We start from the raw sequence: 13,808 nt of genomic DNA, 5'->3' as shown, positions 1-13,808 counted from the left end.
CAAGTTTTAGGTCATAGGTGTTGTTATTTTCACCGCCATGAGTAAGTTTTAGGTTACCATCTGTGTAAGTGCCGTCTGTTGGAGCGACTGTGCCACCATCGACAGTAAGATAAGTTCTATTACCCTCGGCTGATTTTTTAAGTTGTGAACCGTTGATTGCATCTGTTGAAGTATCAGAGATATCACCGTCAGCTAAATTTGTAAGTTTAACACTATCGCCATTAATGTTATTAGTTAGCGTAACAGTGCTATTTGTATCATCTGTATATTGCACTGGAAGTGTTACTTTAACAGTGAAATCATTTCCGTCCTCTGCGCCATTTCTATCTCTTTCGACAGTCACATATTGATCGCCAGATTTGACAGTATCATTTCTGTCATACGCTTTTTTGATAGCGTCGTGGATAGTAGTCTCGCCAGTACCACCTAGATTTGTAACGATAGTTTTGTTGCCTTCGATTTTAGTTTCGCCACCAAAGAAATTTTTAATATCATTTGAAATTTCGGTTCTATTGGCTTCCATTTGATTTGCTATGCTTAGGATATACTCTCTACCACCCTCAGCATTTAGCGCACTAGCAGTTGTCACACTTACGCTTCCGTCTTTATTGACGACGGTTGTATTAGTATCTACTCCGTCTCCTGCTACACTATATATATCTCCGTTATATCCTATTGAAACAATCTTGTTGTTTTTGATAGTGGCGTTTTGGAATTTAGGGGCAAATGTAACATCATAGCCATTTGCATTTTCAGTGGCTGTGATTTTTATACCATCATTACCCTCGACGAAATATACATTTGACCTATTTTTATTTTTGTCTAGTTTGCCCACAGTGCCAGCGATATCGGTATTTGCGCCTACTTGCCATTGTAACTGATCGTAAGCGGCATATAGTTGCGAGCCGTTAATAGCATCGGTGCTATCTTTTGTGATTAGACCCGCTGCGACATTTTGGATTCTGCGCTCTTTATCTTTATCGCCTACGCTTACTACGCCCTTAGATTGCGCACCAGCAAAATCGCCATAAGTCACGCCGCCTACTGTGGCATTTTCTACCTCACCATTAGCAGCCGTAGTATCTCCTGTGACATAAGCACTCTCATTGCCTAAAAAGACAGAATTTTCAAATGTTTTAGTTACTTTATTTCCCAAAACATGCGTATTATTTGTATTAATGGTATTATCATTACCAGTCGCATAAGAACCACTACCCGATATGATATTTGGATCGCCAAATGCACCAGAATTGTCACCACTTATCTCATTGCCGGTTCCCATAGCGATAGAATTTGCACCACTTACTTTGTTTCTATAACCATGAGCGATACTCTCGACACCTGTTACGGTTACATTGTTGTCCATACCGACTGAGAAAGATTTAGTAGCACTTGCGACATTGCCAAAACCAAGCGCGGCTGATTTCTCGCCTTCGGCGACATTGCTCATACCAGCAGCGACAGAAAACTTAGCAGTAGTGTTGTTATCAGCACCCAAAGCCATAGAATTTTCAGCCTTAGCATTATTTAGCGAACCGATAGCTAGGGTGTGGTCTGCCATAGCATTATTTTTCAAACCAAATGCAGTAGCATAATCGCCTTTTGCCACATTTAATCCACCCACAGCGATAGAGCCTTCGCCAAGAGCATAGTTGCTTAGACCCACAGCAGAAGCATTTGTAGCGTTTGCGTCGTTGTATAAACCAACCGATATAGTATTATCAGCGTGGTTTTCGTTATAGTAACCAGCTGCGATAGAAAAATTGCTACCTGAGATATAGTTACTATTACCCATAGCTAACGCATTGCTTGAACCACCATCGATTAGGTTAAGAACACCAACGGCGGTTGAGTTAATATCATCAGCTTTAATTTTATTTTCTAGACCAAAAGCCGAACTTCCATGACTTAACACTTCGTTACTTGTGCCCACAGAAGCAGAAGCTATACCACTAGCCGTATTTGTAAAGCCAACAGCACTTGCAAATGTATTTGAAGCGATAGAGCTTTGACCTATCGCCATAGAGCCTAATGCACTAGCATTTGTTTTTGTATAAGGATTTTCGCCTTTTAAATCAGCAGGACAATTATCGCCAACTAATTTATTACCGTCAACTTTGCAATCTCCGCTAAATATAGCTTTGAGCATTTTAGTTCGTTTGCTAATAGCCAAATCCCCGTCCATTAATCTAGCATCTTCTCCGCCGAGAAACGCTATATATTTTTCTATTTCTGCTTTTCTTGAACTACTACTTCTACCACCTATATCATCGCCACCAATCGCAATAGAGCCATATCCGTCAGCCAAAACATTTGCACCGATTGCCATAGCTTGACCACCATTTGCTACTGTGCCCATACCGATAGCGATACTTTGTCCAGCTTCGCCGTCATCTATGCCAGTTTTATCTTTTGCCTTAGCTAAATAACCGATAGCAATATTACCTTGACCAGATTGAACACTCGAATCTACATCTGCGATAGCTTCTGCACCAATAGAAATAGAGCCAGTACCGTATGAATATGCACCATTGCCATTAGCACCGCCTATTGATACGCTTGATGGACCAAGTGCTTTTGTATTTTTACCTATGGCTACGCCTCTACCATTTAATGCTTGCGCGTTCATACCTATGGCGATAGTAGCACCAGAATTGTCATTTGTGACATCACCAGCTACCGAATTCACACCAATAGCAATAGTATTTGTATAATATGCCTTTGCATTATTACCAAAAGCAATAGTGTTAATTTCATTTGCTAACGCCCCAACGCCGATAGCCATAGTATTCTCTTTATTTGTCGTTCCACCAAGAGCAGCAAGTGAATTTTTACCTCGTGCAATCGAACCTAAACCAAAGGCAGTTGCTTCATCGGCACCGCTATAGACTATCGAATTTTTACCCCAAGCGGTCGAATTTGTTGCATTTGCTTCTGTGTTTTCGCCAAAGGCGGTTGATTGATTACCTTTTGCGACAGTGCTTAGACCAAAGGCGGTCGCTCGTTCGCCATACGCATCTGTCCATTTTCCAAATGTAAAAGCATTATTTGCTCCGTTATGAGTTTCAGTTTCATAACCAAACGCCACTGCGTTATTGCCATCTGCTATTGATTTTTGACCAAAGGCAACAGAGTTACTTCCTTTTGCTATAACACCAGATGAACCCCAAGCAACAGCATTATCACCTTGTGCAGTAGCCCTACCAAATGCAGTAGAAAAAGCACCGGTAGCCTGTCCTGAATTCCAAGCAGTAGAACCTTTGTTATTCGCTACTGAACCTGCACCAAATGCAGTAGAATAATTACCAGTAGCTTGACCGCCAGCCCATGCAGTGGCATATTTACCGCTTGCTAGTGAAAATTTTCTTATCTTATTGTCGCTATTTATACCAAATCCCCACGCGGTAGAATAATCGCCCCTAGCTTGACCGCCAGCCCATGCAGTAGCATTTGAGCCACTTGCAGTTGATGCTTGGGTAACAGGGGTTACAGTATTGTCTGGATTGGTATGTGGTTGTGTATCGGGATTGTGATTATTATTAGGATTAAGCAAAGTTCCAACACCCCAAGCAGTGGCGTTTCTAGCAGTGCTTGATGTCGTTCCTTCGTTAAACGATAGACCACCGGTGCCTTGTAATAGGCTTGTGTCATTTGGGCAAGTAGTATTGCTAGTGAAATATACAACACCGCTAGTATGCACACAGAGCTTACCCGCCTCTGCCTCGCTTGGCATAAATGGCGCACTAATAGCCACTATCGTAGCTAGCGACATAGCCAGCCGTCCCAGAGCAGGCGCGCTCGCTATCTTGCCAATGCTTGAAAAAATCGTGCTACCGAACCCCTCGCGCACAGTTTTTTCGCCACTGTGTCCCTTAGCGATCTCGCTAACGACCTTGACACCGTGAGAGCTCCTTTTGAGCTTATAGACCTTGTTCATGAAAAACTCCTTTTTTTCTGCGAACTCAATCGCAAAATGTGATGAATAACTCCGTATTTTATCTGTTTAAAATTTAAAAAAAGTTTAATTACACATTTGTAAAGGATAAAATTTATCGCTGTTTTTTTTTGCGCCGTTTTTGGGGGAAATTTGGGGAATTTTAAAGTCGCTAAATTTGCAAATTTAGCGCTTTGAATTTTAAACTCGTAGATTGCTTCGTCACAACCAAATAAATTAATTTGCACCAACGACAGCGATATCAAGCTTTTTATCAACGCAATCATTTAAAAAAATGTTGATAAGGGTTTGATATGGCACACCTTTTTTATCTGCCATTTCTTTGAAATAATCAATCACTTTGCCACTTAAATTTATAGTAATTTGCCTTTTTAGGCTTTTATCTACATAAGGATTTCTAACGGCTTTTGAGAAATCATACTCTTTTTTCATAACTGCTCCTTGTATTGTCTTTGTTCATTTTTAGTGGCTTTTCGTGCCGAGATAATGCGAATAATGTCGCCTTGCTTATAACAATGCACCACAAGCAAAATTCTCTCTTTTAGACTTACGCCCAAAAGCAAAAACCTTTCTTCATCTTCCGAGTGGTCTTCATCGAAAATAACAAGACCACGCTCATCGCCAAAAACACTCTTTGCTTCATCAAAGCTAACTCCGTGCTTTGCGATATTTAACCTAGCTTTTACCTCGTCCCACTCATAAGTCATTTTTACCTACTCCATAATTATATTGTAATAATAAAATATTTTTTTAAAAGTATGCTTAAATTACTATATAAATCTCGGGGCAGTGTTTAGAAGTTGCGCTAGCGGAAAAAATGCGAAATAAAAAAGCCTAGACACAAGGTCTAGGCAAAGGGGGAAATGAAATTTAAAATTCAAACAAAATTTCAAGTAAAATTTCAAATAATCAAAATTCCAATCACAAATTTAAATCACCAAAATTTAAAACAAAAATTTAAATAACTAAAATTTCAATCATAAAATTTAAACGACTAAAATTTCAAACCAAAAATTTAAAAAACTAAAATTTAAACAATCAAAATTCACAATCCACACAAATTTAAATCATCAAATTTCAAGCCAAATTTAGCCAAAAAGCTTTCTCATCGCCTTGAAAAACAGCGCAGTAATCGGGTTTGACTTGCCAGTAATGCGCACAATCCAGCTCTCATAAGTCTCGCCTTGTTTTTTGAGATACTCGTTTAGAAGCGCCTCGCTAGCCTCCATACCGCCTTGCTCCTCTGCGGCGCAAAGCTTTTTATACAGCGGTTCGACGATATCGATAGCAGCGCGTGGCGGAGCCTTGCGGTAGGCTGTGTATTCGACAATCTCGCCTGTGGCGGGGTCTTTTTTAGGGATAAATTCGGTCATGACCCAGTAGTAACTGCCGTCTTTGGCCATATTTTTGACGACTGCGACGAAATCGCGACCTTTTTGGATCGTATCCCACATGAGCTTAAACGCGATTTTTGGCATATCTGGGTGGCGGATTATGTTGTGTGGCTGACCGAGTAGCTCCTCGACGCTATAACCGCAAATAGCGCAAAAATACACATTGCCAAATGTGATGATACCCTTAGGATCGGTGCGAGAGACGATATACCTGCCCGGATCTAGCTTGATTTCGTTGTTTTTAGGGGTTGGTCTTGGCATTTTTTTCCTTTACGATAAAATTTCTCTCAATTTTACAAAGTGATTTATAAAATTTAACTTAAAATAAAAAAATAACAATAATATTATGTGGAAAATTTAAAATTCAGGCAATCTAAGTATCTTAAACGGCGCGATGAAACCCTGCGCGAAATCCGCGAAAATCGCTGTTTGCGCCTGAGAAAGAGCGCACGAAAATACAGCCCCTGTGTCGGTGAAATTTAGCGTGTAAGCGAAATTTTGCTTTTTCATAAAGTGCTCAAATTTCGCAATTTGCGCAAACGGCACGAAAAATTCGCAAGGCTTTTTGAGCTCGTATAATACTAGCTCGCTCGCATTTATCGCCAAATTTACAGCCCCGCCATACGCGCGCACTAGCCCGCCAGTGCCTAGCTTGATCCCGCCAAAATACCGCACCACAAGCACAGCCGTGTCAATCAGACCTGCGCCACGAAGCGCATTTAGGCACGATGGCCCACTCGTGGATTTGGGCTCGCCGTCGTCACTTTGGTTTTCGACGATTTGGGAATACTCATTTAGCGCTCGATACGCCCAGACGATGTGGCGGGCTTTGGGGTGTTCGTCTTTTAGTCGCTCACGCACGCGCTCAAACTCAGATAACGGCACCAAATGCGCGATGAAATTTGACTTTTTGACCTCTAAATTCGCGCTAAATTCACGCTGTATGATATACATTTTCGCCTTTTTGATTAAATTTACCTTTTTTATATTATAATAAAAATTTACTAAAATTTCAAAAGGATACAATCATGATTAAGACTTGCTTATTTCCTGCTGCGGGGTATGGCACGCGCTTTTTGCCAGCCACAAAATCGCTACCTAAGGAAATGCTTCCAATCCTTACAAAACCGCTAATTCACTATGGCGTAGATGAGGCGTTAGAAGCTGGTATGAATAATATGGCATTTGTCACAGGGCGTGGAAAGCGCGCTTTGGAGGATTATTTCGATAGGAGCTACGAATTAGAAGACCAAATCAAGGGCACTAGCAAAGAGTATTTGCTAGATGATATTAGAAATTTAATGTCATCTTGTCAGTTTTCATTTACCCGCCAAGAGGATATGAGAGGGCTAGGACACGCGATTTTTACAGGCAAAACTCTCGTTAGAGATGAGCCTTTTGGTGTAGTTTTGGCTGATGATTTGTGTATAAACACCGCTGGCGAAGGCGTGCTAGCACAAATGGTTAAAGTTTATGAGAAATATCGTTGCTCAATCGTAGCCGTAATGGAAGTAGAAAAAGAAAATGTCAGCAAATACGGCGTAATCGCGGGCAAAAGTATCAGCGATGATTTGATTATGGTTAGCGATATGGTCGAAAAACCAGCCCCAAAGGACGCCCCATCAAACCTAGCGATCATTGGCAGATACATACTCACGCCTGATATTTTCGATATCATCGAGCGCACGCCAGCTGGCAAAAACGGCGAAATCCAAATCACCGACGCGCTCTTAGAGCAGGCCAAAAACGGCGTTGTAATGGCGTATAAATTCAAGGGCAAACGCTTTGATTGTGGCTCCGTGGAGGGCTATGTCGAGGCGACGAAGTATTTTTACGAAAAAGAATTTGCAAAGAAAAAAAATGATAAAAAATAAACTTTTTTTCACCAAAGCCAAAAACGACGAGCTAAAAAATGTCGCTTTGGCGCTAAAAGATGAATTCGAAGGTGGCGAGATCGGGTATTATCACCTACCAAATAGCGGCGAGAGCGCAATCGCGCAGGCTAGCGAGTTTTTAGCTGGCAAAAATTTTAGCGCTGTCGTAGTCGTGGGAATCGGCGGTTCGAGCGTGGGTGTAAGGGCGTTTTACGAAATGCTACGCGAAAAAATAGAGCCAAATTTAAGATTTGAAATTTTAGATAATTTAGACGATTTTAGCGTCAAAAACGCCTTAAATGGGCTCAAATTTAGCGATACGCTCTTTATCATCTCGTCCAAATCCGGCACCACAATCGAAACCATTTCGCTATTTAAGGTCGTTTTAGATGAGTTTGGCGCGCAGGATTTGAGCCGTAATTTTATCTTTATCACAGATCCAAATTCGGCGTTAGAAACCTACGCAAAAGCTCAAAACGCCACCGTGATAAATATGCCAGCCAATGTTGGCGGGCGATTTAGCGTGCTTAGCGCAGTTGGTCTCGTGCCAGCTCTCGCTCTTGGGCTTGATGCGCGCGCCTTGCTAGCTGGCGCGAAAATGGCGCAAGAAAGGTTTTTAGGCGAAATCCTAAACGGAAATTTCGAAAATTTAGAAAATAACGAAGTCGTGCAAAAAGCCCACCACTACGCCACTCACAAAAATGCCACAATCAATGTGATTTTCAGCTATTGCGACAGGCTCAAAGCCTTCAATGACTGGTATGTCCAGCTCTGGGCGGAGAGTATCGGCAAAAAAATCGGCTACACGCGATATGGGCTTACCCCAGTAGGGCTAGTTGGCTCGCGCGATCAACACAGTTTCTTGCAGCTTATCATGGACGGCGTGAAGGATAAGACAGTAACATTTATGAAGCTAAAAAACTCCGGCACATCGCGAAAAATCCCAAATTTGAGCTTGGAAAATTTGGCTAGTTGCGACTTTGTAAATAATCTAAGCTTGGAAAGTGTGCTAAATTTCCAGTGCGACGCGACCGCGCAGGCTGTGATAAACGAGGGCGTGAGCGTCGATGTCATCGAAGTGGGCGCGCTAGATGAGGCAAACGCTGGATTTTTGTTTTATTATTTTGAGCTACTAACTAGCGGGGTTGGGGCGATTTTGGGCGTGAATACCTACGACCAGCCGGGCGTTGAAGCAGGCAAACGCATACTAAAATCAATGATTTTAAATAGATAATTTTTTGAAATTTAGCCCATTAAACAGCTCCTTTCGATGACGATAATCTATCATTGCGCTTCGCAAGCCGGGGATACTGCCCCGATACGCTAACCATTGTCATTGCAAGAATTTTTGAAGCGTTCGCTATTGTCATTGCGAGGAGCGTTATCGACGAAGCAATCTACGAATATAAAATTCCTTGCGCCAAGTTTGCTGTCATTGCGAGCGAGTGTAACGAGCGAAGCAATCCAGAGAAATTTCCTTGCCTTTTATTTGTCATTGCGAGAAACGGCGCAAGCCGTTTCGTGGCAATCTACGAATATAAAAAATTTCGGCGCAGTATTTTTGCAGAATTTCAAAAATTTAAGTGGAATTTTGCTTTAAATTTTACTGGATTGCTTCGCTATGCTCGCAATGACACGAAATTTACATTTTTGTAATTGTCGCTCGTAGATTGCTTCGCTACGCTCGCAATGACAATCAAGCGGCGCGCAGTCGCTGTCGTGGCGAAATTTTGCCCTATCCAAACCCCATATTTCAGCGAAATTTTCGAAATTTATGAGTAAAATTTAGCCCAAATTTGGCAAGGAAAATTTATGAGAAATCCATTTCACTCCCTCAAATACCGCAATTTCAGGCTTTATTGGATTGGCATGAATCTCTCATTAATCGGCTCGTGGATGCAAACAATCGCGCTTCCTTGGATTGCGCTCACGCTTACGCACGATCCGTTTAAGGTGGGGCTTGTTAGCCTCGCGCAGTTTTTGCCATCGCTAATATTCACGCTATTTTCAGGCGTTTTGCTCGATCGCTTTGACAAGCTTCGCATACTTTTGTGCGCGCAAATCGGCATGATGATTATAGCGTGCATTTTCGCCTTTTTAGCGTGGTTTGAGGCGTTTAGCTTCGCAAACATTTTCACGCTTTCCCTCATAAATGGCGTATTTACGGCGTTTGACTCGCCCTCGCGCCAAGCCCTCGTGCGCTCGCTCATCGCTTCTAGCTCCGAGCTTCCAAACGCAGTCGCGCTAAATTCGATCTCTTTCAACCTAGCCCGTATCACAGGACCTGCGCTTGCAGGGCTGATAATGGCGCACTTTGGCGCGAAATGGTGCTTCGTGATAAATGCTATTAGCTTTTTAGCCGTCATTATCTCGCTATTTTTTGTCAAAATTTCCGAGCCCGCAAGCAAAGTATCGCGCTCAAATTTAAGCCCCCTAGCGCTCATCAAACAGGGCTTTTTGTATATGCTTTCTAAAAAAATTTTAAGCGAAATTCTTTTTATTGTGCTGATTTTATCAACCTTCATACCTAATTACAATATCACAATTTCAGCCTTTGTGAAATTCGATTTGGCTCAGGGCGAGCGGTATTTTGGGTATTTGATGTCGATTTTGGGGCTTGGGGCGCTGTGTGGGGCGCTAGGAGTAGCTAGTTTTGGGAATTTGTCACTGAAATCTATCCGCATTTGCGCCGTGCTTGTGTGCGTGATCTGCGCGCTGGCTGGGGCTGTGGCGAGCTTTGCTTACAATGCCACGCTAATTGCGCTGCTTGGATTTTTTTTCGTTTTGACAAACTCGTCGATGAACTCGACCGTGCAAATGCACACCAGCAACGAATTTCGCGGCAGGATAATGAGTATCTACACTCTATTTTTCTTGGGAAGCACGCCATTTGGCGCGCTTTTTGCGGGGTTTTTCACGGATAAATTTGGCGCGAAATTCGGCTTTTTTATCAGCGGATTTTGCGCGCTAATTTTGCTTTTGGCTCTGTTTTATCTGCGTAGAAATAAATCAAAACCTACTTAAACGCTATCTTTAAATTTGCGCTTAAAATTTGGGCAAATTCGTCGAAATTTGGCAGGTCGAGTTTGGCTTTTCGCATTTTTTTGCCCCACATACTCTCAGGGAAAAAGCTGTCGTTTTTAAACCTAGCTTGCAGGTGGATATGGACTTTGGGCACATAGTTTGCGAAGCTTGCGATATTGATTTTATCGGGGTTGTAGAAGTCTCGCATGCTTCTTTCGCACTCCAAAACAGCCGCCCAAAGGTGCGCGATTTGCTCGCTTGGCAAATCCGTAATCTCCTTTGCCTTAGTTTTGGTGAAAATTTTAATCCACGGGATTTCGCTCTCTTCGCGCTCGATAAAAATTATATCATCTTCGTATATCATATTTTCTCCTTATAAAAATATGGAATTTTAAACAAAATTTAATTAAAATCGCGTAAAAATTTAAAGGAAATCCGTGAAAATCGCCGTTGTAATCTATGATAATTTCTCGCTTTTAAATCTAGCCCAAATTTTAAACGCCCTGAGTGCTTGCCAGCACAAAGTGCGAATCTATGCGCTCAAAGAAGCCGTGCAAAGCGCGCAAAAAGCCTGCGTGAGGGCCGATGTCAGCGACGATAGCCTCTATGGAAACGACGCTGTAATCATCTGCGACGGAGAGTGCGAGGATTTGGTGTATAACTCAATCTTTACCGCGTGGCTTCGCTCCGGCGCAATGGCTAAAAAACTCGCATTTTTTGGGAGTGCGCACTCGCTGGCCAAGATAGCAAAATTTGAAAATTTCAGCCATTTTGAAAGCTTCGATGAGGCAAAATTTCTCGAATTTTTAGCGGATTAATTTTTCTTTTTTATCCCTACGATACGCGGGCGGATGACGATTTCACTCAAATTTGACTTAGTTTTATACGCCTCATAGGCGAAATTCGCAATCTCGTCTGGGTCGATATAGGCGCGCTCATCACTGCTCGGTTTGAAGCGCAAATTCGCAAAAAATGGCGTTTGCGTCATATCTGGGCTTATGCAGGTTACGCGCAAATCCTTGCGATACTCTTCAAACAAACATAGCAAAAACGCCCGCAGTCCCGCCTTGGACGCCGAATACAGCGCGCTAAATCGCGAGTATCTGTGCGCCTCGATCGAAGCAATGCCGATGATATGGGCGTGCGAGCGTTTGAGCGAATTGATTAGCGCATTTAGGATTATCAAATTTGCGCTTAAATTTACGCTTATCACGCGCGAAATCTCGTCCCCACTCACCGCCTCAAAAGGGTCGAAATTCCCCACGCCAGCGCATAAAATCACAGCATCAAAGCTCTCTTTGCTCAAATTTGCTAGCTCTTTTTTAAGCGAGGCAGTATCATCAAATCTCGAATTTAAGGTTAAAATTTCAAAGCCGTTTTGGCTAAATTTCCGCGCTATCGCACTGCCGATCCCGCCACCTGCGCCCGTAATCAACGCTTTTTTCATCAATTTTCCTTTATTTTGCACATATACGCTTCTTTCATCGCGCGCTCGAATTCGTCGTTGCTGGCAAACTCGCGCCCAAAAACCTCGCCCCAGAGTGCCTCATCCTCCATGCAAAGATAAAAAAATACTTTCTCATGCCACGCGCGCAGGCTAGAATAGGCGAATTTAAACATTTCAAGCTTAATATTTTTGGGGTATGAAATTTTGCCGTTTGCGTCAGAAAATGGCATTTGCAAAATTTTGCTTTTAAGCCCTCTGGCGCGCAGTTTTTTGATAACTGGTTTTATAAATGTCAGTGTGCCAAAGGATACAAGTGCTACGCTACTAGGGTCAAATTCGCGCACCAATCGCGCAAAAATCGCGCCGTATTCATCACGCCAACCTTGAAAATAAATCATCGGGTGAAAGTGAAATCCCACCAAAATGCCCTTTTGCGCCAGTTTTTTGGCAGCATTTAAGCGCTCATCTAGGCTAGCGCTGAGATGTTCTTCATTTTCGATAATGATTTGCGGATTTAGTGAAAATGTCACAATTATATTGCGCGAAATGTCGTTTTGCAAAAAAAAGGAAATATTATTTGACTTGCTTTTAAGCTCCAAAATCACATTTTCATGCGCTCTGGCGAAGGAATTTAGTGCGCTTAAAATACCGAAATTATTGCCCCACATGAGCGAATCCGAGCTCTGACCTGTGCCGATATGATAAATTTTGTCGCTATCGAGCTCTAATTTCGCCAAATTTGCGCCGAAATTTTCATCAAATCCCACGACACCGTTTTTGTAAAACGAGCCAATCGCGCAATACGAGCAGTCAAACCCGCACGAATTGACCGCATCGAGCGTGAGTAGATTGCAACAGCGCGTCCCCTCGCTAGCGACAGGACAGCGACCAAGGGCTAGCTTTTCGCCCGCAAAACGCGATATTTCGTAGCGTTTGGGCGTGTAGTGCGGAGTGAAATTTTCATACGCAGGCGGGCGCGATTTGATTTGCTCATACGCGGATTTTATGCGCGCGAAAACCTGCTTACAAGCGTGGTTTGAGGCGGGTTTGGATTGTAAATTTGGCTCTGAATTTACGCCACGATTTTCACTGAAATTTGCGTTAGAATTCCAGCCAAAATTTGCGCTAGAATTTGCGCTAGGATTTCCGGCGAAATTCGAAGCAAAATTTACGCCACGATTTTCGCCAAATTTCGCTACTTTTAAAATTTCCCCCACATTTTCGCCCCAAGCCTGCAAATCAGCGCAAATTTCGGCGATTTGCTTGCGCTCTTGGAAGCTAAAATGCCCTGATAGAAAAAATTCGCGCAAAAGCTCGCTATTTTCAGCATTTAGTGCGAGTTTGAACTCGCCATTTATTTCACTCATAACTCTCCTATTTTTTCCGCATGCGCCCTAAGTAGCGCACAAGTGCTGGCTTTGTCGATTTTAGCGTCGATTAAATGATCGCTTACGACCTTGTAAATTTTAAATTTCACGCCAAATTTAGCGCAAATTTCTTTGAATTTCGCGCTTTCCATATCGTATAAACTTATCGTGGGCGCCGAAATTTTCGTAGTTTGCGGGGTGCTAACGCAGATTAAGCTCGCCCCTTTTGGCGCACTGTTTTCGTCCCACAAAAACCCCTCGCCGACACCGATTTCATCGCTATTACAGCCACAAATTCCAAAATTTATGGCTGTTTTGGGGCTAAATTTCGCCAAAATTTCGCCAAAAATTTGCGCGTTTTCGCCGTTTTTGCCAAAGCCCACACCGCAGATAAAAAGCAAAATTCCCTCGCCTAGCCACACATTGACGCTTTTTTCGCCAAAACTTGCACCACTCTCGCCGAATTTAACGCTTTTTTCGCCAAATTTAACGCTACTTTTTTTTAGTCTAAATCTATCCACTAGACCCTGCGCCTCGGACTTCGTGGCGCACACAAATACTCTCATAAACTCTCCTAAACCTCGCATTTTAGCAAGCCAAGGCTAGAAAAAAGCTAAATTTATAAGCCTTTTCTTTTGGTTTAATTATTCGCTCACAGCTTTTTTGATTTTTTTGACTTCATCTGCCGTATCTTTTGCTTTTTTGGCTTTTTTAGCTGTATCTGTATTTTTGGCTTTATCTTTTAAA

At 42.5% G+C, this 13,808-nt stretch carries 12 protein-coding genes and 1 pseudogene; 4 read left to right on the top strand and 9 right to left on the bottom strand.

Translation table 11 applies throughout. The features are described 5' to 3' along the window. The 5 genes and pseudogenes from OFN73_RS08050 to OFN73_RS08030 form a co-directional block, all read right to left on the bottom strand. A pseudogene (locus OFN73_RS08050) lies at positions 1-3,937 on the bottom strand (hypothetical protein); the annotation flags it as partial. Between the two features lie 234 nt (positions 3,938-4,171). Continuing rightward, positions 4,172-4,387 carry a CopG family antitoxin gene (locus OFN73_RS08045; RefSeq protein WP_270862993.1) on the bottom strand — a complete coding sequence of 72 codons (216 nt, stop codon included), beginning with the start codon at positions 4,385-4,387 and terminating at the stop codon, positions 4,172-4,174. Beyond that, positions 4,384-4,662, bottom strand: a complete 279-nt coding sequence (locus tag OFN73_RS08040; protein WP_270862992.1) for a BrnT family toxin — start codon at positions 4,660-4,662, stop codon at positions 4,384-4,386. The genes OFN73_RS08045 and OFN73_RS08040 overlap by 4 nt, the downstream gene beginning before the upstream one ends. 381 nt (positions 4,663-5,043) lie before the next feature. Further along, on the bottom strand, positions 5,044-5,610 hold the full coding sequence (locus OFN73_RS08035) for a PAS domain-containing protein (protein WP_270862991.1): 567 nt from the start codon (positions 5,608-5,610) through the stop codon (positions 5,044-5,046). Between the two features lie 96 nt (positions 5,611-5,706). Further along, complete coding sequence (locus tag OFN73_RS08030) at positions 5,707-6,303, bottom strand: IMPACT family protein (RefSeq protein WP_270862990.1); 597 nt, start codon at positions 6,301-6,303, stop codon at positions 5,707-5,709. Between the two features lie 74 nt (positions 6,304-6,377). On the opposite strand from OFN73_RS08030, the gene galU reads away from it, so the two are divergent. The 3 genes from galU to OFN73_RS08015 all read left to right on the top strand — a co-directional run bounded on the left by galU (position 6,378) and on the right by OFN73_RS08015 (position 10,247). Continuing rightward, positions 6,378-7,223, top strand: coding sequence for a UTP--glucose-1-phosphate uridylyltransferase GalU (gene galU, locus OFN73_RS08025; protein ID WP_270862989.1), 846 nt, complete (start codon positions 6,378-6,380; stop codon positions 7,221-7,223). Next, a complete protein-coding gene (locus OFN73_RS08020; protein WP_270862988.1) occupies positions 7,210-8,457 on the top strand; it encodes a glucose-6-phosphate isomerase in 1,248 nt (415 codons plus the stop codon). Before galU ends, OFN73_RS08020 begins: the two co-directional genes overlap by 14 nt. Before the next feature lie 578 nt (positions 8,458-9,035). Beyond that, entirely contained in the window at positions 9,036-10,247 is a 1,212-nt protein-coding gene (locus OFN73_RS08015; RefSeq protein WP_270862987.1) for an MFS transporter, read from the top strand. On the opposite strand, the gene OFN73_RS08010 is transcribed toward OFN73_RS08015, so the two are convergent. Further along, a complete protein-coding gene (locus tag OFN73_RS08010) occupies positions 10,240-10,611 on the bottom strand; it encodes an HIT family protein (protein WP_270862986.1) in 372 nt (123 codons plus the stop codon). The two genes, OFN73_RS08015 and OFN73_RS08010, sit on opposite strands and share 8 nt — an antisense overlap. Positions 10,612-10,684: 73 nt before the next feature. Between OFN73_RS08010 and OFN73_RS08005 the strand changes: the two genes are divergently transcribed. Further along, the gene (locus OFN73_RS08005) at positions 10,685-11,065 is read left to right on the top strand and encodes a hypothetical protein (protein WP_270862985.1); all 381 of its coding nucleotides are present in this window, start codon (positions 10,685-10,687) and stop codon (positions 11,063-11,065) included. Here the strand turns inward: OFN73_RS08005 and OFN73_RS08000 are convergent. From OFN73_RS08000 to OFN73_RS07990, 3 genes are read right to left on the bottom strand one after another with little or no spacing between them, the layout of a single operon-like run. Further along, complete coding sequence (locus OFN73_RS08000; protein WP_270862984.1) at positions 11,062-11,694, bottom strand: SDR family NAD(P)-dependent oxidoreductase; 633 nt, start codon at positions 11,692-11,694, stop codon at positions 11,062-11,064. The genes OFN73_RS08005 and OFN73_RS08000 overlap by 4 nt on opposite strands. Further along, entirely contained in the window at positions 11,694-13,061 is a 1,368-nt protein-coding gene (locus OFN73_RS07995; protein ID WP_270862983.1) for an SPL family radical SAM protein, read from the bottom strand. Before OFN73_RS07995 ends, OFN73_RS08000 begins: the two co-directional genes overlap by 1 nt. Continuing rightward, positions 13,058-13,627 carry a hypothetical protein gene (locus OFN73_RS07990; RefSeq protein ID WP_270862982.1) on the bottom strand — a complete coding sequence of 190 codons (570 nt, stop codon included), beginning with the start codon at positions 13,625-13,627 and terminating at the stop codon, positions 13,058-13,060. Before OFN73_RS07990 ends, OFN73_RS07995 begins: the two co-directional genes overlap by 4 nt. Between the last annotated feature and the right edge of the window lie 181 nt (positions 13,628-13,808).

Source organism: Campylobacter sp. JMF_14 EL1 (genome assembly GCF_027737585.1).
In the GTDB taxonomy this organism is placed as follows: domain Bacteria; phylum Campylobacterota; class Campylobacteria; order Campylobacterales; family Campylobacteraceae; genus Campylobacter_B.
This window is presented reverse-complemented; position numbering and strand designations above follow the sequence as displayed.